The organism is Serratia sp. 14-2641 (assembly GCF_001692375.1).
Lineage (GTDB): Bacteria > Pseudomonadota > Gammaproteobacteria > Enterobacterales > Enterobacteriaceae > Chania > Chania fonticola_C.
On sequence record NZ_LXKR01000066.1, the window covers coordinates 140,307 to 161,416 of the forward strand.

At 49.0% G+C, this 21,110-nt stretch carries 23 protein-coding genes; 14 read left to right on the top strand and 9 right to left on the bottom strand.

All coding sequences use genetic code 11. From position 1 onward, the window contains the following. Window positions 1–169 precede the first annotated feature (169 nt). Genes A6U95_RS21850 through A6U95_RS21860 form a run of 3 tightly spaced genes read left to right on the top strand, consistent with a single transcriptional unit; the run spans window position 170 to window position 4,028 of the window. The gene (locus A6U95_RS21850) at window positions 170–895 is read left to right on the top strand and encodes a gluconate 2-dehydrogenase subunit 3 family protein (protein ID WP_065685994.1); all 726 of its coding nucleotides are present in this window, start codon (window positions 170–172) and stop codon (window positions 893–895) included. Between the two features lie 2 nt (window positions 896–897). Then, the gene (locus A6U95_RS21855; protein WP_065685995.1) at window positions 898–2,682 is read left to right on the top strand and encodes a GMC family oxidoreductase; all 1,785 of its coding nucleotides are present in this window, start codon (window positions 898–900) and stop codon (window positions 2,680–2,682) included. An 11-nt stretch (window positions 2,683–2,693) separates the two neighbouring features. After that, window positions 2,694–4,028, top strand: coding sequence for a cytochrome c (locus tag A6U95_RS21860; protein WP_065686212.1), 1,335 nt, complete (start codon window positions 2,694–2,696; stop codon window positions 4,026–4,028). A gap of 136 nt (window positions 4,029–4,164) precedes the next feature. Here A6U95_RS21860 and A6U95_RS21865 read toward each other — a convergent pair whose 3' ends face one another. Beyond that, window positions 4,165–5,148, bottom strand: a complete 984-nt coding sequence (locus A6U95_RS21865; protein WP_065685996.1) for a tyrosine-type recombinase/integrase — start codon at window positions 5,146–5,148, stop codon at window positions 4,165–4,167. Between the two features lie 87 nt (window positions 5,149–5,235). Continuing rightward, window positions 5,236–5,535 (bottom strand): helix-turn-helix transcriptional regulator, encoded by a 300-nt coding sequence (locus A6U95_RS21870; RefSeq protein WP_039995119.1) that lies wholly within the window; start codon window positions 5,533–5,535, stop codon window positions 5,236–5,238. Window positions 5,536–5,660: 125 nt separating this feature from the next. On the opposite strand from A6U95_RS21870, the gene A6U95_RS21875 reads away from it, so the two are divergent. After that, window positions 5,661–5,945, top strand: coding sequence for a Cox family DNA-binding protein (locus A6U95_RS21875; protein WP_021178192.1), 285 nt, complete (start codon window positions 5,661–5,663; stop codon window positions 5,943–5,945). Window positions 5,946–5,982: 37 nt separating this feature from the next. Beyond that, window positions 5,983–6,399 carry a hypothetical protein gene (locus A6U95_RS21880; RefSeq protein ID WP_065685997.1) on the top strand — a complete coding sequence of 139 codons (417 nt, stop codon included), beginning with the start codon at window positions 5,983–5,985 and terminating at the stop codon, window positions 6,397–6,399. A 31-nt stretch (window positions 6,400–6,430) separates the two neighbouring features. Here the strand turns inward: A6U95_RS21880 and A6U95_RS21885 are convergent, their stop codons facing one another. Then, entirely contained in the window at window positions 6,431–6,637 is a 207-nt protein-coding gene (locus tag A6U95_RS21885) for a hypothetical protein (protein ID WP_065685998.1), read from the bottom strand. A 143-nt stretch (window positions 6,638–6,780) separates the two neighbouring features. Here A6U95_RS21885 and A6U95_RS31285 point away from each other — a divergent pair, with 143 nt between their 5' ends. The 7 genes from A6U95_RS31285 to A6U95_RS21915 all read left to right on the top strand — a co-directional run bounded on the left by A6U95_RS31285 (window position 6,781) and on the right by A6U95_RS21915 (window position 12,338). Next, window positions 6,781–6,951, top strand: coding sequence for a hypothetical protein (locus A6U95_RS31285; protein ID WP_198927317.1), 171 nt, complete (start codon window positions 6,781–6,783; stop codon window positions 6,949–6,951). Further along, window positions 6,948–7,448 carry a replication protein B gene (locus A6U95_RS21890; RefSeq protein ID WP_065685999.1) on the top strand — a complete coding sequence of 167 codons (501 nt, stop codon included), beginning with the start codon at window positions 6,948–6,950 and terminating at the stop codon, window positions 7,446–7,448. Before A6U95_RS31285 ends, A6U95_RS21890 begins: the two co-directional genes overlap by 4 nt. Window positions 7,449–7,511: 63 nt before the next feature. After that, window positions 7,512–7,784 (top strand): DUF2732 family protein, encoded by a 273-nt coding sequence (locus tag A6U95_RS21895; protein ID WP_065686000.1) that lies wholly within the window; start codon window positions 7,512–7,514, stop codon window positions 7,782–7,784. Between the two features lie 2 nt (window positions 7,785–7,786). Further along, complete coding sequence (locus A6U95_RS21900) at window positions 7,787–8,011, top strand: TraR/DksA C4-type zinc finger protein (RefSeq protein WP_065686001.1); 225 nt, start codon at window positions 7,787–7,789, stop codon at window positions 8,009–8,011. A 122-nt stretch (window positions 8,012–8,133) separates the two neighbouring features. Beyond that, window positions 8,134–8,412, top strand: a complete 279-nt coding sequence (locus A6U95_RS21905; RefSeq protein ID WP_065686002.1) for a DUF5405 family protein — start codon at window positions 8,134–8,136, stop codon at window positions 8,410–8,412. Further along, window positions 8,409–10,700, top strand: a complete 2,292-nt coding sequence (locus A6U95_RS21910) for a replication endonuclease (protein ID WP_065686003.1) — start codon at window positions 8,409–8,411, stop codon at window positions 10,698–10,700. Before A6U95_RS21905 ends, A6U95_RS21910 begins: the two co-directional genes overlap by 4 nt. Before the next feature lie 366 nt (window positions 10,701–11,066). Next, complete coding sequence (locus A6U95_RS21915; RefSeq protein ID WP_065686004.1) at window positions 11,067–12,338, top strand: hypothetical protein; 1,272 nt, start codon at window positions 11,067–11,069, stop codon at window positions 12,336–12,338. 518 nt (window positions 12,339–12,856) lie between these two features. Here A6U95_RS21915 and A6U95_RS21920 read toward each other — a convergent pair. The 6 genes from A6U95_RS21920 to A6U95_RS21945 all read right to left on the bottom strand — a co-directional run bounded on the left by A6U95_RS21920 (window position 12,857) and on the right by A6U95_RS21945 (window position 18,883). Continuing rightward, window positions 12,857–14,548, bottom strand: coding sequence for a DUF2326 domain-containing protein (locus A6U95_RS21920; RefSeq protein ID WP_065686005.1), 1,692 nt, complete (start codon window positions 14,546–14,548; stop codon window positions 12,857–12,859). Continuing rightward, complete coding sequence (locus A6U95_RS21925; protein ID WP_241810715.1) at window positions 14,535–14,741, bottom strand: ABC-three component system middle component 6; 207 nt, start codon at window positions 14,739–14,741, stop codon at window positions 14,535–14,537. Before A6U95_RS21925 ends, A6U95_RS21920 begins: the two co-directional genes overlap by 14 nt. Window positions 14,742–14,757: 16 nt before the next feature. Continuing rightward, window positions 14,758–15,309 carry a hypothetical protein gene (locus tag A6U95_RS21930; RefSeq protein WP_065686007.1) on the bottom strand — a complete coding sequence of 184 codons (552 nt, stop codon included), beginning with the start codon at window positions 15,307–15,309 and terminating at the stop codon, window positions 14,758–14,760. 17 nt (window positions 15,310–15,326) lie between these two features. Then, a complete protein-coding gene (locus A6U95_RS21935; RefSeq protein ID WP_065686008.1) occupies window positions 15,327–15,689 on the bottom strand; it encodes a hypothetical protein in 363 nt (120 codons plus the stop codon). 393 nt (window positions 15,690–16,082) lie between these two features. Next, on the bottom strand, window positions 16,083–17,114 hold the full coding sequence (locus A6U95_RS21940; RefSeq protein ID WP_065686009.1) for a phage portal protein: 1,032 nt from the start codon (window positions 17,112–17,114) through the stop codon (window positions 16,083–16,085). Further along, entirely contained in the window at window positions 17,111–18,883 is a 1,773-nt protein-coding gene (locus A6U95_RS21945) for a terminase ATPase subunit family protein (protein ID WP_065686010.1), read from the bottom strand. Before A6U95_RS21945 ends, A6U95_RS21940 begins: the two co-directional genes overlap by 4 nt. 164 nt (window positions 18,884–19,047) lie before the next feature. On the opposite strand from A6U95_RS21945, the gene A6U95_RS21950 reads away from it, so the two are divergent. Then, window positions 19,048–19,893: a GPO family capsid scaffolding protein gene (locus A6U95_RS21950; protein WP_065686011.1), complete on the top strand. Its 846-nt coding sequence runs from the start codon at window positions 19,048–19,050 to the stop codon at window positions 19,891–19,893. A gap of 64 nt (window positions 19,894–19,957) precedes the next feature. Continuing rightward, window positions 19,958–21,109: a phage major capsid protein, P2 family gene (locus A6U95_RS21955; RefSeq protein ID WP_083196442.1), complete on the top strand. Its 1,152-nt coding sequence runs from the start codon at window positions 19,958–19,960 to the stop codon at window positions 21,107–21,109. Window position 21,110: the final 1 nt, after the last annotated feature.

Here is a 21,110-nt window from a genome sequence, read left to right on the forward strand (position 1 = left end):
AACAAAGAAAACTTTACGTTCAATCAAATAGTTACCGGTAACATTGCTGCCAAAGCTCACATTTTGACCTTCAAAAAATAAACAATTACGTAACAATATATGTTTAAACTCCGTATAGATCGCGAGGTTGAGGTTAAATAGTTGTGATTTTTTTTGGAAGGAATGTGCTATGTCGAACGATAAAACCAACAACTCCCGGCGTGATTTCTTGCTGAAGTCGATGACGCTGATCCCCGCAGCCGTTATCGGTGGCAGCGGTGTTAGTGCCCTGACGGCGCCCACACCCGTGCTTGCCGCTAGCGATGCTCCCAAGCAGGCAGAGTATCAACCGACCTTCTTTACCCCCGAAGAGTGGGCCTTTGTTCAGGCGGCGGTTGCGCGTTTGATCCCTGTGGACGAGCGCGGCCCTGGCGCTTTGGAAGCAGGCGTGCCGGAGTTTATCGATCGGCAGATGAATACGCCTTATGCCACCGGTTCAATCTGGTACATGCAAGGGCCGTTCAATCCCGATGTTGCACCGGAAATGGGTTATCAACTGCCGTTGGTGCCGAAACAGATTTATAACCTGGGTATCAGCGATGCGGATGCCTACAGCAAGAAAACGACAGGTAAAGTATTCGCCGAGCTGGATGGCGCACAACAGGATGCGCTGTTGCAGAAGTTCGAATCCGGTGAGGCCGATTTTGCGCAACTGCCTGCCAAGCTATTCTTCTCTTATCTATTGCAAAACACCCGTGAAGGTTTTTTCAGCGATCCGATCCATGGCGGTAACAAAGAGATGGTGGGATGGAAGCTGATTAATTTTCCGGGTGCGCGCGCCGACTTTATGGACTGGGTTGAGCGAGGGGAACGTTATCCCTTCCCACCGGTATCGATTCGTGGGGAGAGAGGGTAATTATGGCAACGGTAATGAAGAAGCAGGATGTGGTGATCGTCGGTTTTGGTTGGGTTGGTGCCATTATGGCCAAGGAGTTGACCGAGGCTGGGCTGAACGTGGTTGCGCTTGAGCGTGGCCCGATGCGCGATACCTACCCAGACGGTTCCTACCCGCAGGTGATCGATGAACTGACCTATAATATCCGCCGCAAGCTGTTCCAGGACCTTTCCAAAAGTACGGTGACCATCCGTCACAACACCAGCCAAACCGCAGTGCCTTATCGCCAATTGGCTGCTTTCCTGCCGGGCACCGGCGTGGGCGGAGCTGGCCTGCACTGGTCTGGCGTGCATTTTCGTATCGATCCTATCGAGCTGCGTATGCGCAGCCATTATGAAGAGCGCTACGGCAAAAGCTTTATTCCAAAAGATATGACGATCCAGGATTTTGGGGTGAGCTACGACGAGCTTGAGCCGTTCTTCGATAAGGCCGAGAAGGTATTCGGCACCTCAGGTACCGCCTGGACGGTGAAGGGACAGTTGGTGGGTAAAGACAAAGGCGGAAACCCTTTTGCACCAGACCGTTCCGACCATTTCCCACTGCCAGCGCAGAAGAACACCTTCTCCGCGCAGCTGTTTGAAAAGGCGGCGCGTGAGGTGGGTTATCACCCTTACAATCTGCCCTCTGCCAATACCTCAGACTCCTATACCAACCCCTATGGCGCACAGATGGGGCCTTGCAACTTCTGCGGTTATTGCAGCGGTTATGCCTGCTACATGTATTCCAAGGCCTCGCCAAACGTCAATATCCTGCCAGCACTGCGGATGGAGAAGCGCTTTGAGCTGCGCACCAACGCCAACGTGCTGAAGGTTAACCTGACCGCCGACAAAAGCCGGGCGACCGGGGTCAACTATATCGATGCTAAGGGGCGCGAGATTGAACAACCTGCCGATCTGGTGATCCTCGGGGCCTTCCAGTTCCACAATGTACATCTGATGCTGCTCTCCGGCATTGGCAAACCTTACGATCCACAGACCGGTGAAGGGGTGGTTGGGCGTAATTTTGCCTACCAGAACATGACTACCATCAAGGCGTTCTTCGATAAGGACGTCCATACCAACCCGTTTATTGGCGCGGGTGGTAACGGCGTCGGCGTAGACGATTTCAATGCGGATAACTTTGACCACGGCAAAGAGGGTTTTGTCGGTGGCTCACCGTTCTGGGTTAACCAGGCGGGTACCAAGCCTATCTCCGGGTTGCCGACGCCTCCTGGCACTCCAGCTTGGGGCAGCAAGTGGAAAGCCGCGGTGGCGGATGCCTATACGCACCATGTCTCTATGGATGCGCATGGCGCGCACCAGTCCTATCGTAGCAACTACCTCGATCTCGATCCGACCTACAAGAACGTCTTTGGTCAACCGCTGCTACGCATGACCTTCGACTGGCAGGAAAACGACATCAAGATGGCGCAGTTTATGTTTAACAAGATGGCCCCGATCGCCAAGGCGATGAACCCGAAACTGATTTCCGGCAGCCCGAAAAACGCCAACAGCCATTTCGATACCACCAGCTACCAAACTACGCACATGAACGGCGGTGCGGTGATGGGGGAAGATCCCAAGACCAGCGCGGTAAACCGTTATCTGCAAAGTTGGGACGTGCATAACGTGTTCTCGATCGGCGCATCGGCCTTCCCGCAGGGGCTGGGCTACAACCCGACCGGCACCGTTGCCGCGTTGGCCTACTGGTCTGCCCGCGCCATTCGCGAGCAGTATCTGAAAAACCCAGGCCCATTGGTGCAGGCATGAGGATGCGAGTGATGAAAGCTTTGGTTCCCGCACTGGTTCTCAGTGCACTGAGTTTTTCCGTTTTGGCGCAAGACGCGACGGTCAGCAGCGAATTGCTCAAACGCGGTGAATATCTGGCACGTGCCGGTGACTGTGTGGCCTGCCACACCAATGGCAAAAGCGGCGTGCCCTTTGCTGGTGGTTTGGCGATGGAAACGCCGATTGGCACTATCTATTCCACCAACATCACCCCGGACAAAACCACCGGCATTGGCGATTACAGTTTTGAAGATTTCGACAATGCGGTACGCAAAGGCGTCGCCAAGAACGGCAGCACCCTGTACCCGGCGATGCCTTATCCTTCGTTTGCGCTGGTGAAAGAGGAGGATATGCGTGCCATGTACGCCTATTTCATGCACGGCGTGCAGCCAGTAGAACAAGCGAACCAAGACTCTGATATTCCCTGGCCGCTGTCCATGCGTTGGCCACTGCATATCTGGCGTTCGATGTTTGCACCAACACCGGCCGATTTTGCGGCAAACGCCAACGCCGATCCGGTTATCGAACGTGGCCGCTATCTGGTCGAAGGGCTGGGGCACTGTGGTGCATGCCATACGCCGCGTAGCTTGACTATGCAAGAGAAGGCGTTGAGCAATACGGAAGGGGATGATTACCTGTCCGGCAGCAACGCTCCGATCGACGGTTGGGTAGCATCCAGCTTGCGTGGCGATAATAAAGATGGCTTAGGCACCTGGAGCGAGAGCGAACTGACCGAGTTCCTGAAAACCGGCCGCAACGATAAGTCGGTAGTATTTGGTGGCATGAGCGACGTGGTCGAACATAGCCTGCAATATCTCAGCGATGAGGATTTGACCGCGATCGCCCGCTATCTGAAAACCTTACCGCCGAAAGACGGTAAACAGCAGGCCGCACCGGTTGAAGACAGCGTCGCCAAAGATTTGTGGCGTGGTAACGACAGCAAGCCCGGAGCCGCGCTGTACGTCGATAACTGTGCCGCTTGCCACCGTACCGATGGTGTTGGTTACAAGCGTGCCTTCCCGGCGCTGAAGGGTAACCCGGTGGTGCAGACCGAAGACGCGACCTCGCTGATCCACATTGTGCTGGTCGGCAATACCACGCCAGCGGTGAAAGGGTCGGTTTCCAACCTCACCATGCCGCCGTTTGGCTGGCGCTTGAACGACCAGCAGGTAGCAGACGTGGTGAATTTTATCCGTTCCAGTTGGGGTAACAACGCCAAAGCCATCAGTGCCTCCGATGTGGCTGACGTGCGTAAGGATCGCTCAATAATTCGCGATGAGAAGGCGATGGGCAGCTCTGCTGTGCCAGAGGCGGTGGGTGCCAAGTAATCTTCCCAAGGGCCTCGTTCGAGGCCCTTTTTACGGCAGGCTGGGCCTGCCTTCTGACATTAACTCTATGTTTTATCAGCATTACAGATATCTGTAAGCCGTCAAAAACAACTCAAGTGTGGACAGTATGTGGACGCTAAACGGCGACTTTGCCTTGCAATGGGTTGAACGAAATAGCATCGTTCAGGAAGTCCGGCGAAAAGTGTGCATATGTCATTGTCTGAGTGATTTTGGCATGGCCCAAAATGCGTTGCAGAGTCACAATATTTCCTCCGTTCATCATGAAGTGCGTTGCGAACGTGTGACGCAAAACATGCGTCGCTTGTCCTTTCGGTAAATCTGGCTTTATCGTCCTAATCAGCGTGCGGAAAGCGTCATAACTTGCATCTGGGAATAGCTTGCCTGTTTCTCGAGTGAACAAGGCCTCTCTAACATCCTCAGAAACTGGCACAGAACGCCTTTTACCGGTTTTGGTATGTACAAAAGTCACTTTGCCGCCGATGACGTTTTCAACACGTAATTGGCTAGCCTCTCCCCATCGTGCGCCGGTGCTTAAACACAAAACTGCAATTTTGTAGTTATCACCTTCCGCGCTTGCAAGCAGGTGTTCGATCTCGGGTTGTAAAAGAAATCCCATAGACGTCGGGGCTTCCTTGAGTTTGTTTATCCCGCGCAATGGGTGAACGCCGTGGTACAAGCCTGCCTCAATCAGGAAGGTGAACATCCCCGATAGAACAACAAGATTACGGTTAAGCGTAGAAGCCTGGTCACCCTCGCTCAGTCTCAATACCCGATAGTTAGCAAGACGCCTTTTATCTATTTGGAACGCCGCAGGGTAGTCCATACTCCGGTTGATCTTGTTGAGTTTGTAACGATAAGACTGGCCATGGTCTATGGTCTTACCGTGATACACCCACCAAAGCTCAATTAGCTCAGATAAAGACCGCTTATCTGTTGGCTTTGCTAGCCACCCCTTGTCGTGATAATTCACAAGCGTGTACTTCTCAAAAGCTTGTGCTTCGTGCTTCTTGTCAAATTTCCGACGGATACGCTTTCCGTTGCGCCCGTTCGGCCTTATGTCCACTTCATATCGACCATCTTCGAGCTTCTTAATCGCCATCGCGAAGCCCTCCGAGGAAGATTTTACTTTCATGAATGTAACTGGCTTTTACACGAAAATTATTGAATAGATAATTTAAGTGAATGTTTAGCCAGTCTTTTGGTCTGAGTGCTGCGAGGTTGTTGCGTCTTGCCCAAAGTGTGCGAGTGCCGGCGCTATTTGGCCGGATTCGGGTGAAATTCGATCACTCATAAACCATAAAGTATATTTTTCAAACCGTGGATGGCTCAGGATTTTCATCGCGGCATCTAGTCCCATCCCTTTAGATCTCGTCTCATAACTGGATAGTGAACTATAAGGAACCCCAGTTAACTCACTGAATTCCTTTCTATTTAATCTTTCTGACTCTCTAATCAGCTTTAACTTCTCTGCTATGTCTATTGACATGGGACTCCCTTTGCATGATTATTTGCAAATCGTAGTAATTAATTGTTATTGGTAGTATCAAAAGCACTATAGGTGACTATAAGCCCCTATAGGCAACTGATTACTACAATCGGAGAGGTTACCAGATGGAAAAGCAAGTAGTAAGGCTTTCTGACGCATTGCCCTATCAGGAATTTGCCAAGGTCATCGGCAAAACACCTGAAGCGGTAAAGGGCATGATTGATAAGAACAAACTGCCAGTTGTGGAAATGCGCACCCCGGAAGTGCCAACGGCGCGCGCTGAATACTGGGTTTACCTCCCTGCATGGAATGAGGGGATGAAATTGGCTTTCGAGAGTCGCCCGAAAGAAATCCGCGACGGCTGGTTGCAGTGGCTTGGACTAGGTGAGCCATCTTCACCAGTTCGATAGGTATGAATTTTATTTTCAACAACGGAGATATCCAGCTATGAGCAAGAATGAAAAAAACATCCCACGCGAGCCTATTTTCACCTTGATTAATGACTTGCGCGAGACGCCGCTTACCATTAATGGGGCGGCAGCGGCAACAGGCTTTATAGATAAAATTGAGGAATGCGTCAGTAAGCTGATTCATGAAAACGACTTGCTAAGGACTGCTGGCGCTTGCGGGGACGTACAGGCCAATGGTCATGTTGATGCCATTTATGCGTTTGGAGACGCGAGAATGGTAGTGGGTGGTTACGGTGGCGCGAGAGTTTACGCAAGGTCATTTTATAAAAATAGACAAGTTGTGGGAGACGTTCTTTATGGCATCAGCCTATGTCGGGGAGACAATAATCAGAGCGAGCGTGAGGTCACGTCTGTCATTAATTTATTAGAAGGGTGCGCCCCGGGATTTGAATAGGCTCATGCAAATCCCAGGGTTTGTAGTCAGCTTACTCCTTGTCTTTCGTGCTAAGCCATTTACCTAAGGAATCATATAAGGCATTGGCTTGCTCGACGTCGATAACCAGCGAGAGCAATCCTTCGGGGGCGAGCTTAACGTCGGAATGCAATTGAGCGGTAATGGAAATCCTGTTTTCGCTTGCAACGGCACCGGTGAAAATCTTATTGGGGTGAACTTCGATAACTTTATTGGACATTTATTAGTTCCATCTATGGTGGGTTGTTTTTGGCGATTCAATCTTACCACAGGAATCATGCGCCGGGCATGAATAAAACCCGGCACCTATTTGCAACAGCCTACGACGTGGGTGGTTACCAATGGGGAATATTAGGGAGTTATATGCAACAGCCAATATCTATCACGCCGCTGCTCTGGAACAACCAGACGGCCCGCACGCTTGATACCACTATCACCCACGGCAAAGGCCGCCAGGGCATTATCATCCGCACCCGTCGCGCTGGCCGTTGGATTCCTGCAATCAAATCCGTTTTGCGGAGGGGGTTCAAATGACAGTCATGACTGTTGCAACCGTCCGTAGTCAGCCCGCCGGGCTGCGTGGTCTTATCGGTAAGCATCTTGCCGCTCCGCGCTGGCGTGATACCTGCAATTTCTATAACGACATGATGGAGCGTGAGCGTCTGACTGTCTGTTTTCATGCGCAGCTCAAACAGCGTCACTCTGTGCTGAAACTGGAGGAAATGACTGAGGCCGACTGCGAGCGCGTTGTCTGTGCTATTGGTGAGTTACGCAGTGCGTTTGCAAAGTACCGCAAGCACGGCATTAGCAAGTCTGGCTATATTGGCCGATTGACCATTGCTCAGCGCCGCACGTTATTTCTTCATGCGGGATTGACCGAGGCCGAATTCAGCCAACCATACTGGCGCATTGATGATGAATCATGCTCGTGGCGAGAGGCTCTATTCAAGGCCCTACGTGAATTATTCAACCTATTTGAGCACGCTCCAACAATATTAACGGCTGTTAAGCCCGAAAAGTATTTACATTAATTAATACCTGTTCTTTTTAAAGGCGCTTCATTGCGTCGGGCATTCTATTATCTGGAGGTTTATATGCATATGTATAAAACCGTTGGCCAAGCAATGCGTAATAAGGCCGACAATGAGTCACGTGATTGGATGTTGAGAAACGCCCGCAACGAGGCCAAGGCTGACGCTGCGACCAGTTTCTCGTCACACCTAGACCGCATGGCAACCTATGCGACAGTGAACCACCTTTCTAGCGTTGAAATTATCGAACTCCTCCGCGCTGAGTCTGAGAAGTTAAACCATGAGGCGCTTGCGCAAAAGGCGGGTCAACCACTTAATGAAAATGAGGTGTGGTAACCATGCCGGATTTAATGGATTTAGCACAAGAGCGACAGGCGATGGTGCTGGATGCGCAGATATCCAAAGCTCGCGCTGTTCGTGCTGGTCGTAATGTTTTCTTTTGTGATGACTGTGGGGAATTAATTCCAGATGCTCGCCGGGAAATTTTACCGGGTGTGGAAACTTGCACGGCTTGCCAGGAGGTTAGAGAGGCTAAAAGTCAAATTTATGCGGGGCAGTCATGACGGAGTTCTCTATTTTATTCGGCCTACTGGTTTTGCTGGTAGGTCATTTCATTGCGGCTGATTTGAGTGATTCAGAATTTGCACGCAGACCAGAAACCCAAAATTACGATTGAGGAAACAGCATGGAAATTAGAATCGATAAAAATTGGGTAATCACTAGTGACACATTCCAATTCATCCTTAACCGCAGAAAGACCGTTAAATCCGGTAAAGAAGTAGGCAAAGAGTGGCTTGATGCCATTGGCTATTACCCGACTATCCCGCAACTGGTTTCGGGTCTGATTCATCAGGGTATCCGCGATTCTGACGCTACCACTCTTGCCGAGTTGGCTTCCGAGGTTGAGCGCATTGGCCTGCTGTGCCAAGCGGCATTCGCCAATCACTCGGCTGTTGTTGAGTGAGCGAGGCAGGTCGGGGACGCATTGCCCCCACGCCACCACTTGCCTACCCAGGCAACACCGGCGAGCCTTTCGTCGGTGTTCACCCATGGAATGCCCCCAAGAAAGCTATTGGCAAAGAGAGACCGCTTACCCGTGAGCAACACGCTCAGGGGCAAGCTGTTTTGCGTAATATCCAATCCCTCCCGCACTTCCTTAGTGCGATTTTCCTGTCGCGTCATGCTTACCTGCTGAAAGATAAAGGGCTACACGATGCCAATAAATGGTTAATGCTCCAGTTTCAGCGCCGCATCTGGCCGCGTATCGAAATCGTTAACGCTAAAAATGCCATGGATCTCAATGCGTCACCGTGCTTTATGGCGGAGGTTGACAACTATGCACGCCTGCCGGGTATGGATGATAAAGAGCTGCGGCGTTTTGCTGACCGCATTGCTGGGCAGTTAATGCAGAACTATGAGCGTTATTGCGAGGAGTTTATCGAAGCCAATGGCGGCGATAACACCGGGTTAATCAGCGACAGCGTGCAGGCTGATTTTTATGGCCAAGTTGGCAATATGGCCCGCGCGTTTAATGTTACCCCGATGCACTGGCGCAAATATCGCAAGGGTGCGCTTGATGCCCCCTCAGCGATTGCCAGCTTGTCACGGCTGGTTAACTCCGAATGGTGGGAACGTCAGTTGAAAGCACTGCGCACGCGCTGGCGCGAGGCGTTGCTGATAGCTGCCGGTGAGGTCAACCGTAACAAATACCCATACGCCAGCAAGCAGGCTATCAGGGATGTGCAGGCGCGGCGACTAGCCAATATGGAATACCTGAAAGGGTGCGACCTAGAGAACGTCGAAACCGGTGAGCGCTTTGATCTGATTGATAAGGTCATGGCGAGCATTTCTAACCCTGAAATCCGACGCATGGAGCTGATGAGCACTATTGCGGGGATTGAAAAGTATGCCGCCAGCGAGAGGGATGTCGGCATGTTTATCACTCTTACCACGCCGTCCAAATACCACCCGACGCGCGTCGTCGGTATGAAAAACAATTCCCAGGTTCAGTTTAACCACAATTGGGATGTAGAGGCATTTTCCCCTAAAGACGGTCAGCGCTACCTTGTTGGCATCTGGAGCAAAATGCGTACCGCGTTTAAAGACCGTGACCTGAATGTTTATGGTATGCGCGTTGTTGAGCCGCATCACGACGGTACGCCGCACTGGCACATGATGCTGTTTTGCGAACGTAAGCAGCGCCAGCAAGTTATCGACATCATGCGCCGGTATGCCATGAAAGAAGATGCCGACGAGCGTGGCGCAACCAAAAACCGCTTTGACTGCAAGCACCTGAATAAGGGCGGCGCAGCGGGTTACATCGCTAAATACATTGCCAAGAATATCGACGGTTATGCGCTTGACGGTGAGATCGATCACGACACCGGTAAGCCCCTGCGGGATATGGCGGCCGCTGTGACCTCCTGGGCATCAACGTGGCGCATCCCTCAATTTAAATCTATTGGTGTTCCTACCATGGGTGCGTATCGCGAGTGTCGTGCCAGTTGCCTGCGCGGGATTAGCTTGGCTGACACCTTTGACGAGAGGGTCGAGGCGGTTCGGGCTGCTGCTGATGCCGGTGACTTTGCTGCATACATCGCCGGGCAGGGCGGGGCAAACGTGCCGCGTGACGTTCAGACCGTACGTGTAGCACGTAAGGTGGCCGATGAGCCGAATGCCTACGATGAAGAGGTGCAAAAGGTGGTCGGCATCTTCGCGCCTCATCTTGGCCATGGCCACGTATTTGAAACCCGTACAACGGAATGGCGAATTGTCCGTAAAGCCGTTGACGTTGAGCCTTTGACTTTAAAAAGCGCCTCTGGCGCGCCTCGGAGTCCTGTCAATAACTGTGGGGAGGTTGGGTCAGAACCGGAGCCAGTATTGACTGTTGCGCCGCCTGAGTACGTCACAGCGGTGATGAATTTGATTGAGAGCGGGGATTTTAGCTGGAATGACCCGGACGTCGCCAAGGTGCTCAGGGACGCAATAAGGGAGCAATTTCCAAAAACCAGCGGCCAGCGGCGCATCAAAAACCACAATAAATCACGAATTGACGCCCCATCAGCCCGCCTGACGTCGGCTGAACGTGACCGAATTTCTAGAATTCGCCTGGAACTGGCGCAGGATGGCATCATCGCCGAGCGTTGGGAACTTAAAGCGCTTACACGAGGGGCTAAGTTCAGCTTCAATGGTAAAGAATTTTCGTATCCACCACTTGTTGGTTGGGATTTAGTATCGAAGCGTAAAATATAAAGTTATATACAAATTTTGTTATCAATATCTAGAAATCTCAAAATAGAAAAATGACTGGGATGGCTATCTGATTAAGAAGAATGATAATCATTCAACTGGAAGATCGGTATTAATTGTTATGAATAGTGATCAATAGGCTGTTCGAAATTCATTGAAACGACGGAATAGAGCGCTCCATCGATTCAAGTCGATGGAGATCAGTGAGACTTGGCGGAGAGAACAGTTGCAACGGTTAAAGTTTTCATATCTAATCTGAAGAATTGGTTACAGGACAGGTAAGGCATAAGTTTGCGAAGTCGGGTTGTTATAAGGTTGATAAAGTCATTGTAAACCCGGAAATAATATTGATTGACATAGGGGGTTGTTTTGGAAGAGGCGGTTAAAAATCGGGGATTATACGATTTAAAAATCATGCTTAATAAATTAAGCTCTAATCCATCTGATTTTTCCTTGATGCTTGAAATTCAATTTAAAATAGTTTATTTAATATTGAGGCGGGAGCGAGATATAAAGAGGCTTAAAAGAAAGTCGGCCATGTTAAAAAGCTCGTTGAGGAAAAATAGACTATCAAAGGAGGAGTCGGCTTTAGTTAAATCCGAAATAAAAAATATCGCCAGCCTAATCAATGAAAAGAAATTCGATGTATATATCTATAGAATGTTTGGTGATGGCGTGGCGTTTATATACATAGATAGGTTTACAATTAAGCAGCTTTTTTATAATTCATTGGATTATAATGTTAAGGAGCATGCTGGTGACTTGGGCGGTAAGTCTGGATTACGTGACGAGTGGGCCCTAATAAAAATTGCATTTAGACAAGGCATTCCGGCTTTATTACATGATATTACCATGAGTGTTAGACATGGTGACATTTCTTTGTTGGGAAATGACGAGCCATTTCTTATAGAGGTTAAATCTAGCTCAAACGTTAATAAAAGAATCGAGAGGCAGAAAGCCAGTCTTGAAAAAATAACCAATTTCATTACGACTGATGAAGCAAAAGGGTTTCGTGGTATCCCGTTAATCAAAAGAGAGGCCATGAACCTGCCAGCAGAGTATCATGTAAAGGCTTTAAATGATTGTCTGCGAGAATGCAAAGAAAATGGATATTCAGTCGTAGAGCCGGAAAAGGGATTTCATATAGTTGCAGTTCGAGAGTATGACCCTCAGGAAATTAAAGATAAATTTGATTTTATCACGAGTGAAACACAATGTGTTTATTTGAATGATATTAAAAATGCCTCGCAATGGATGCCGTTGAGTCCATTTACTCTTCTGATAGAGGATGAATCAGATTTATGTGACTTCATAAGTGGTGACTTGTCGATTTTTTGCTTTATTTCTCTGGATGAGATGAAAAAAACCTCAGAATCTGAAGGGGTTGAGCTTGTTATTGATTTGGATGGAGACTATTCATTATTGTTTAAAAAATTCAATGATGACATGATATGGGGAGTTTCTCGACAAATGCTACTGAGAGTTTCTTTGGAGATGCTGTCGATGTCTTGGTTAATTAGGGCGAATATACAAAAGTTCAACAATTTCAATCTGCCAGGAGGGAGTGGCGATTTTAAACTTTCAGAGGGGGATGCTTTCAAAAAACCGCTAGAAAAATATAGGCCGCTATTTAAAAAGTAAGGAATGGGGCATGCATCGCGCTGCTGCATGATTTTGCATTCTTTGGGGATAGGTAGAAGAGGTGTGGCAGGCCAGCACATATCTAGGCTTTCCTTAAGCTTGCATTCGCATGAAAACCGACTCATGAAGCGGGCAGGCGTGGTGGGGATAGCATTGCGCGCAGAGTGAATTTTATTTTCAAAAAATAATTGTTTTTTCGCGTCGTGGCGGCGTTGGATTTTTGGAGTTAAATCAGGGTAGGGTTAACGGACTGCACGTCGTGACGGGCGTCTGAGAGCGTTACAGCGTGGTATAGAAAAGCCGCCTAAAATTGTATTAGCTCAGACCAGATCTGACAGTTACCGCGGATAGAAAACAATCTTATCTGACAGTCGGATTTGAGCGAGGAGAGGACGTCATCATTAATTAGAAAATCATGAATGTTAAAATAGTGATGATTCAGATTTTTACTTTTTTTATCATTGATTTTATAAGTAATAACATTCCAGAAAAGGCTGCTAATTTAGCATCCGGCGGCATCAAATTTTAAAGAACTTGTTATCTTGAGATAATTCCAGAATGATGTAATTCTTATATTTCTGGTAATCTTCTTGGATTAGTTTATCAGACAGCATAGATACAATATGTTGCCCTGACAATTTAATCGACATGTCAAAAACTTTGCGAATATGTTGAATATCGATTTCATCAATAGAGTCGTGCAGTACAAAGTTAGGCCTCAAAGCCTTTTTATCACAAACGGTCTTGATGTATGCTAGATCGAACGTAACAACCTCAAGTCTCTTTAACCCGCCTTCGTTATTTGACTCCACATCATCTACATGTGGCGTACATTCGCCCTTATCTTGATCTAAATGGAGGCTGAATTTGTATTCAACACCATAAAAATTACGAGTGTATTCTTTGAAATTATCGATGAATTTATCTTCGAAAGAGGTTACTTTAGTAAGCTCAGTTTCCAGCTCCCCTGACAATTCAGTTAAGTTTTTTCTTTCTAGTAGCAACTTTGAGTCGATGTCATCTTTTTTGTCAATAATGGCTGTCAGTTTGGCTAACTCTTTGTCAAATTTACCAATTTCCTTCATTGTGTCGGAAATCTCTTCAATTTTCTTTTTCGACTTAAGTTCGTCGAAAAGACTCTGCTTCTGATTTTTTAGCTGACCGAACTTAACCGTTGCTTTTTCATGTTCCTCTTGAAGCTTATCTAGCCCATGAGAAACAAACTCACGCTTTGTGTTTAGAAGTTGGGCATGGAACGCAAGTGCTTGTTGATAATCCTCAAGTGTGGATTCTATCTTAACTGATGCGTATTCATAAATTGTCTGTAATTCATCTAACAAATAAACTTGTTCATCACTCTTAAGTATTTCATTAGTTTCTAAGATGTTTTTTATCTTTAAATCTAACGAAAATATTTCATCAGACAAGGTGTTTTGCTCATCATCTACTGTATTGATTTTAGATACAATTTCTAGCTTGTCGATTCCTTTTTCAGACGATAAAAGAGACTTTTCCAACTTAGCAATTTCTCGTCTCATATTAGTTATCGAACTAACAATTTTGTCTTGAGAAATAATGCTTTTTAATGCTTTTAGGTTTCTTTCATAACCTTTGATGGCAGTCTTTAATTTATGTACTTTAGTGAGTATTTCAGTGTCATTAAAGTTGAATAAATATAGAAAAACAGTACTGACATCCGACTTGGAAACGTTCCTGCCATTGTCAAAATTAACTGTTTTTGTCATACGGTGTTGTGTTGTTCTAAAGAATTTTGGAGCAAGTTTTCTGAGCGTTGGTTTAGCAGAGTAAACATTGAAAATACTACTCATGATATGAGATATGTATTCTTTGTTTGTTACTTCGCTTCCATTTAAAATATAACTTTGTAATTCAACATTAGTAGAAAGTCTACGCTTGATAATGCAGTATTGGTTGTCCAAACCTAAATATTCTAATGAAACGTATACTTCATTTTGGGTGAAAAGCCGTTCAATCTCTTGTTTAGGTGTTTGAAACTCTTCATCAATATAGATAGGCTTAATTGAGCCATCAAACAAATAGTCTAAGATTCTTCCCAACGTGGATTTGCCAACACTGTTGCCAGGAGTATCAGACTTCTTTTTGCTTGTTATGATATTTAAGTTGTCGAAAAACGGTATCGATCGTATTTCCTCACCGTCTATCTCCAATAGAAATCTAAGCAGCTTCATTAATAAAAACCTCTTGTCTATCGTAGCCGATAGCTGAAATTATATACAGCCAGTCCAGTGCTAAAATTATGTGGTCTACAGAAACAGAAAGCTCTTTGGCCCCAATTTTCATTAATTGAGTGATCGTCATACGTCCTCTTTTGCACTCATGAAGCTGCTTCAGAATAAATCCACCAATGTAGAGCACGTTCATCTCCGGATGAGAGCCTTTAGTTGGTAGCATTATTCGGATTCTCCAAGACACAACATTCAACAAAGGCATGTGCAACAACAACATTTAAGCCAATTTCTACTTGTTCTTTGTATTGAGTTACATTTGCTGAGCTATAAACGAATTTCCTCAGCTGTTTAATTACATCACTTATGATGTCGTCAGCATGCAGTCGTACTTTTGCTATGTCTGGTTCAAAAGAATCGATCTCATACTTGTCTAATGAATTACAGTACATTCCATTCAGCAGCTCCATAGCTGATTGTTTTCCATTGATTATATTTTGTTCTGCAAGTGTGTAGGCTTTTTCAATATGAGAGGAGTATGATTTATATTGCAAGACTATGCGACGCTTGCTGTTAAGCATGTTGTGTTCTATTTTGTTAGCAACATTAGCAGGAAAAGACCGATCACTGCGGTCGATATTGACTTTAGTAGACGCAATATCTCCTATTATAACGTTGATAATAGAGTCAACATTGTTTTCCGGAGCCTCCACATTGTAGAAGTCGCCTTCGATGCTATGAATGTCAAATCTTGTTTCACACATAGGTAAGCCCAGGAATCTTATTTGTTGTAAATAAAGTCGCCTTTAATTACACCTTGGTTAAAGTTATTTTTTCCGTGTTGGTGTACTTCTTGATAGTTATCATGGATATCATTTTTTTCTATGTTGATTATTTTTTGTTGCAGAATTGTATTCTGGATCTTTAACTCATTATTAGAGATTTCTAGGATCTCGTTTTTCTGCTTAAGAGTACTGTTTTGAAATTTTAGGTCGCTATGTGTAATGTTTAGATCACTGAATTTCTGTTCAATCTTGGTAACATTGCTTTTTTGGACAAAGGCATAGATGCAACTGGCGACGGTACAGACCCAAGCGATAGCTACAAAAGGTTCGCTGCCAAAGATTTTCCAAAATTCTTGCATTTCGTATCTCGACTTCTGTACATGTGGACATACATTGTACAATTTACACACATAGTGTTCCACTAAAAGGTGCATAACTCACTTATAACTATAAAAGAGTTCGTCTGAATAGCGGTGCGGAATAGAGTTCCATCTTGCCCCTTACTAGGTAAGACATTGAAGATGTTATCTCTGTCTGCCCGCGTTGCATCGGGCCTCGGGTATGTTGCCCTTACACAACCGGCCATAGCCAGTAAACTGTTAGTTTAGCGGTGACCTGTTTCCCATTTTTTAATACGATGTGATATGAGCAACGCCCGCTCCTGGCACAGAGCTGCCTGTCAGATTGGATTTGGCTCTGTGCCGTAGACGTGTCAGGTCGCGACTAATACACCTAAATTGGCAGCTGTAGAGTTACTCGTCGTCGTTGTCGAGACTGTATTTTTTAAACCGGATGACCTCAATACCAAGCCAGTCATTAACCTCCTTGATGCGCTCCTGTAGCGGCGTCAGCTCGTTGCGCACAAAGACCTTAGCCGCTTTCTCTACGTCGCCCGTTGACCCGACGTTTTCCGGCTTACCCCCCATCAACTGATAGGGGATGCGGTGGGCGTCCATCAGGTCAGCCGCGCTGACTTTCTTGATGTTAAAAAAATCATCCTTGGTGGCCACTTCACTGAGCGGCACGATTTTAATCCCGTCAGGCTTTCCGTTCGGCGCATAGAAAAACAGGTTCTTAAAATTCCCCAAACCCTTTGAGTGGCTCATCGCCTCGCGCAGCGCATCGACGTCGGTGGTGCTCTGGGCTGCATCTGTTACATACATGATGTAACCGGCGTGTGCGCCATTCTGGTAATACTTGCGGCGGAATAGGGTGGCGGACTCGTTCAGCCATGCCGAGTTAAGCGCGCTCAGGTATTCCGGCATCCCATAAAGCTCCTGGTTAATATCCGGCTCCAGCAGGTGAAAAACACTGTCCGGGGCGAAGCTGTGTGGCTCGGTAAAGGATTGCACAAACCAGTAAACACCCCGCTCCACGCCGCGCCGGGTGTATTTGGCCGGGGAGGTGGCAAGCTTCATCAGCTTGCCGCTGACGCTTAAGCGCTGCTCTAAAAAAGCGTTACCAAAGACCAGATGGTCAAGCGCAAAGCGGCTAAAATCCTGCTGAGATAGCAGTGGGTGCGGGATGTAGGTGCTGGCCAAAATGTTGCGCTTCACGTAAATCGGTGAGCTGTGATGTACGGCGGCGCGAAAGGTTTTCGCCAGCCCGGAAAAACTGATGGGCGGCTCTATCCATTTACCGTTACCGACGCACTCGGTGTAATCCAAAATGTCACGGCGATCCAATACCGCTGACGGCTCGCCAAAGGTGAACGCCTGCGCAGCCTGGGCGGGCTGCGCGGTGGTTGTGGTGGCCTTTTTATTACGACGGTTGCGCTTACTCATCGGTTGAACTCCAGGATAGATTTTGACGGCTGACCATTGGCGGCGGTGAGCGGTTCGTTTAACAAGGCGTGCATGGTCGCCCACGCTACGTCGGCGTGGCTGGCTTCTTCACTGCGACTGGCGTCATAAGTGGCACTGCGCCCGCTGGCAGTCATGGTTTTGCGGATGGCCATAAACGATTTTGTGATGTCGGTGTGGGCAATGTCGTATTCCAGGCGGCCACTGCCAATCGTGTCTTTGGCTTTCAGCACCATGGCGGTCTTGACCTCCGGGCTGTAGCGGATTTCTCGTGCTGCCGGGTAGAAAGCGCGCACTAGCTGAAATACACCCTGGCCGATGCCGGTGGCGTCGATACCGATGTATTCCACGCGGTACTTTTCTGTTAGCGCTTTGATGGCCTCGGCCTGGGCGGCAAAGTCCATGCCTTTCCACTGGTGGTGCTCCAGGATGCGGAATTTACCGCCCGCAACCATCGGTGGAGCCAACACCACACACCCGGCGCTGTCGCCGGTGTGCGCAGGGTCATAGCCAACCCATACCGGGCGGTCACCGAAGGGCCGGGCCGCATACGGGTTAACGTCTGTCCATTCCTCCAGGCTGTCCACCATACAGCCCTGCAATTCCTCAAACGGGAACACCGAGGCTTTATCGTCCACGAATTCGCACATAAACAGGTTGCGGAAATCATCGGCGCTGTTTTCGCGCTTAAGCGTGTCCAGGTCGAACAGGTCGCAGCCCCCGGCGAGTGCGTCCTCAATGGTGACAATTTGCCGCCATTGGCCATCATCACAAAGTCTGCCCGCCGCGAGCGCGTTGTGGCTGATATCGATCTCCACATGCTCTTTGGTGCTTTTGCGCCCCTTGTTGAACAGTTCGCCAGACCAGAACGGGAACGCCCCATGCCCCAGGGTGGAGGGGGTGGAAAAGTAGGTTGACCGCAGGTGCTTTTGCGAGGCCATGCCGGAGGCCACTTTGCGCAGCTTTTGAAAGTTTGGGATCCAAAAGATTTCATCGACCAACAGGTCGCCGTTATGGCTCTGTGCGGTGTTGGAGTTGGTGCCAAGGAAAATCAGCTTCGCGCCATTGTTACCCAGGACAATCGGGTCGCCGGTCAGCTCAACGTCAACCATCCGGGCAAACTGGATTATGTATTCACGGAACACATACGCCTGCGTCTTGCTCGCTGAGAGGAAAATCTGATTGTGGCCGGTCTTTAGGGCACGCAGCAGCGACTCGCGCGAGAAATAAAACGTTGCGCCTATCTGGCGCGATTTCAGGATGTTGCGAATACGGTGCGCCAGTCCGGCTTTGTGCCAGCCGAGCTGATACTCAAACGATTCGTCATAAAAAACGGCTTCCAGTTTCTCGATAGCCTCCTCGCTGAAAGTGTTCTTTTTCGGCTTCTTGCGCTCGCCCTTGTTGCGGTTGGCCACGTTGGGATTGAGGTCAACCTCGTTGCCGGTGGCCATGTAGCGATTAACCCGCGCGAGGCGCTCAATCTGGCGTCCGAGCAGGTCAATCTCTTTGTAGTCACTGCCTTCCTTCTTGCTCTTCAAAATAAGCTGAATAATCCGCGCTTCAAGGCTGGTTTCCACGCGGGAAATCGGCGCAATCGCGTCCCATTTTTCGCGCTGCTTCCAGCTCTGAACGGTGGGTGCCTTTTGGTTGAGCATTTCGGCAATCTGCTTGACGGAAAACCCTTGCCAGTAGAGCAAGGACGCCTGTCGTCGCGGGTCGCTCAGGAGTGTGGTGTCGGTCTGAATGTGCATGCTGTGCCCTCGTGGTGGTGACGAGGGCAAGGCTACGCAACCGGCACCGGCAGCGCGCTAATGTGCTGTTGTGTCAGGGGTAGTCCGTCGGCCATCGCTGGTCGCGTGGGTGTTTGACCGGGAAACTAGCCCCCGACATAACACTCCCAATCAGGACAATGACCATGGCAAAAAAAGTATCAAAGTGGTTTCGCGTTGGCGTTGAAGGTGACACCTGCGATGGCCGTGTGATTGACGGCAATGATATCCAGCAAATGGGTGACAGCTTTGACCCGCGTGTCTATGGCTGCCGCATCAATTTGGAACACATCAAAGGGCTATTCCCCAACGGCGATTTCAAGCGTCTAGGTGATGTGGTCGAGCTGAAAGCCGAGAAAATCGCTGACGATTCCATCCTTAACGGCAAATGGGCGTTGTTCGCCAAGTTGACCCCCACCGACGATTTGGCGGCCATGGTGAAGGCGGGCCAGAAGGTTTACACCTCCATGGAGATCCGCCCGAACTTTGCCAATACCGGCAAGTGCTATCTCGTTGGCCTCGCGGTGACCGATGACCCGGCCAGCCTGGGTACGGAATACCTTGAATTCTGCTCAACTGCCAAAACCAACCCCCTCGCGGGCCGTAAGGCCGAGCCAGGTGATTTGTTCTCGGTGGCCACGCTGGTCGATCTGGAGTTCGAAGAGGTGCCCGATACCCTCCTGTCCAGCCTGAGCGAAAAAGTGAAAGCGATGTTCAGCCGCAAGCAGGAGAGCGATGACGCACGTTTCGGCGATGTGCATGAGGCTGTCACGGCGGTGGTGGAGCAGGTACAGGCAAGCGGCGAAAGCACCGCACAGCGTTTTACCGAGCTGGAGCAGAAAATCGCCGGGCTGAAAGCCGCAGCAAAAGAGAGCCAGCAGCAGTTTACCGAGCTGAAAACCACGCTCGACAACACCGAGAGCTTTAGTCAGCCGGGTCGCCCTGCGGCAACCGGTGGCGAGGGTGGGGATAGCCTGCTGACCAACTGCTAACCGACTGATCGGGGCGCAGTGCGCCCCCTCTGTTGTCACCCTGTTTATTGACTAGGAAACCCTAATGAAAAAAGAGACCCGCTTTAAATTTAACGCTTATCTGACGCAGGTTGCGAAGCTCAACGGCATCGATGTCGGTGACATCTCCAACAAGTTCAGCGTGGAGCCGTCGGTCACACAAACCCTGATGAATACCGTGCAGGAGACCTCTGATTTTCTGACCCGTATCAACATGGTGCCGGTGGATGAGTTGAAAGGGGAAAAAGTGGGCGTCGGAGTGAATGGCTCTATTGCCAGCACCACCGACACCGACGGTGGCAAAGAGCGTCAGACCGCTGATTTCACCGCGCTGGAGTCAAAAGGCTACGAGTGTCAGCAAATGAACTTTGATTTCCACCTGCGCTATAAGCAGCTCGACCTCTGGGCGCGTTATCAGGATTTCCAGTTGCGTATCCGTAACGCCATCGTGAAGCGTCAGGCGTTGGATTTCATCATGGCCGGGTTCAACGGCATCAAGCGCGCGCCCACCTCTGACCGCATCAAATCCCCCCTGCTACAAGATATCGCCGTTGGCTGGCTGCAAAAGTACCGCGATGAAGCGCCAGCGCGCGTGATGAGCAACGTCACAAACGAGGCGGGGGAGGTGATTTCCAATACCATCCGCATCGGTAAGGGAGGTGACTATGCCAACCTGGATGCGCTGGTGATGGACGCCACCAACAACCTGATTGCACCGTGGCATCAGGAGTCACCTGACTTGGTAGTCATCTGTGGTCGCAAGTTGCTGGCGGACAAGTATTTCCCGATTGTTAACCAGGAGCAGGCGAACACCGAGGCGATGGCCGCCGACGTGATTGTCAGCCAAAAGCGCATCGGCAACCTGCCAGCAGTACGCGTGCCGTTCTTCCCGGCCAACGCCATCATGGTCACCAGCCTGGAAAACCTCTCTATCTACTTTATGGACGAGAGCCACCGCCGTCACATGGAAGAAAACGCCAAGCGTGACCGCGTGGAAAACTACGAGTCAATGAACATCGACTATGTGGTTGAGGATTACGCCTTCGGGTGCCTGATTGAAAATATCAAATTGTTGGCCCAGACAACCGTAACCAACCCGGACGCGGTTAAAGCGTTGGCGGGGGAACTGGTAAAGGAAATGAAAGAGGCTGCTCAGCAAGAAGCCACCGGCGAACAACCTGCAGACGATAAGGCGTAAA

Bases quoted from the DNA above. Each gene is read 5' to 3' on its own strand.
- A6U95_RS21950 (WP_065686011.1), top strand. From the start codon at position 19,048: ATGGCAAAAAAAGTATCAAAGTGGTTTCGCGTTGGCGTTGAAGGTGAC.
- A6U95_RS21890 (WP_065685999.1), top strand. From the start codon at position 6,948: ATGACAGTCATGACTGTTGCAACCGTCCGTAGTCAGCCCGCCGGGCTG.
- A6U95_RS21935 (WP_065686008.1), bottom strand. From the start codon at position 15,689: ATGCAAGAATTTTGGAAAATCTTTGGCAGCGAACCTTTTGTAGCTATC.
- A6U95_RS21855 (WP_065685995.1), top strand. From the start codon at position 898: ATGGCAACGGTAATGAAGAAGCAGGATGTGGTGATCGTCGGTTTTGGT.
- A6U95_RS21850 (WP_065685994.1), top strand. From the start codon at position 170: ATGTCGAACGATAAAACCAACAACTCCCGGCGTGATTTCTTGCTGAAG.
- A6U95_RS21905 (WP_065686002.1), top strand. From the start codon at position 8,134: ATGGAAATTAGAATCGATAAAAATTGGGTAATCACTAGTGACACATTC.
- A6U95_RS21940 (WP_065686009.1), bottom strand. From the start codon at position 17,114: ATGAGTAAGCGCAACCGTCGTAATAAAAAGGCCACCACAACCACCGCG.
- A6U95_RS21895 (WP_065686000.1), top strand. From the start codon at position 7,512: ATGCATATGTATAAAACCGTTGGCCAAGCAATGCGTAATAAGGCCGAC.
- A6U95_RS21885 (WP_065685998.1), bottom strand. From the start codon at position 6,637: ATGTCCAATAAAGTTATCGAAGTTCACCCCAATAAGATTTTCACCGGT.
- A6U95_RS21945 (WP_065686010.1), bottom strand. From the start codon at position 18,883: ATGCACATTCAGACCGACACCACACTCCTGAGCGACCCGCGACGACAG.
- A6U95_RS21900 (WP_065686001.1), top strand. From the start codon at position 7,787: ATGCCGGATTTAATGGATTTAGCACAAGAGCGACAGGCGATGGTGCTG.
- A6U95_RS21870 (WP_039995119.1), bottom strand. From the start codon at position 5,535: ATGTCAATAGACATAGCAGAGAAGTTAAAGCTGATTAGAGAGTCAGAA.
- A6U95_RS31285 (WP_198927317.1), top strand. From the start codon at position 6,781: ATGCAACAGCCAATATCTATCACGCCGCTGCTCTGGAACAACCAGACG.
- A6U95_RS21860 (WP_065686212.1), top strand. From the start codon at position 2,694: ATGAAAGCTTTGGTTCCCGCACTGGTTCTCAGTGCACTGAGTTTTTCC.
- A6U95_RS21875 (WP_021178192.1), top strand. From the start codon at position 5,661: ATGGAAAAGCAAGTAGTAAGGCTTTCTGACGCATTGCCCTATCAGGAA.
- A6U95_RS21925 (WP_241810715.1), bottom strand. From the start codon at position 14,741: ATGAACGTGCTCTACATTGGTGGATTTATTCTGAAGCAGCTTCATGAG.
- A6U95_RS21955 (WP_083196442.1), top strand. From the start codon at position 19,958: ATGAAAAAAGAGACCCGCTTTAAATTTAACGCTTATCTGACGCAGGTT.
- A6U95_RS21930 (WP_065686007.1), bottom strand. From the start codon at position 15,309: ATGTGTGAAACAAGATTTGACATTCATAGCATCGAAGGCGACTTCTAC.
- A6U95_RS21920 (WP_065686005.1), bottom strand. From the start codon at position 14,548: ATGAAGCTGCTTAGATTTCTATTGGAGATAGACGGTGAGGAAATACGA.
- A6U95_RS21880 (WP_065685997.1), top strand. From the start codon at position 5,983: ATGAGCAAGAATGAAAAAAACATCCCACGCGAGCCTATTTTCACCTTG.
- A6U95_RS21865 (WP_065685996.1), bottom strand. From the start codon at position 5,148: ATGGCGATTAAGAAGCTCGAAGATGGTCGATATGAAGTGGACATAAGG.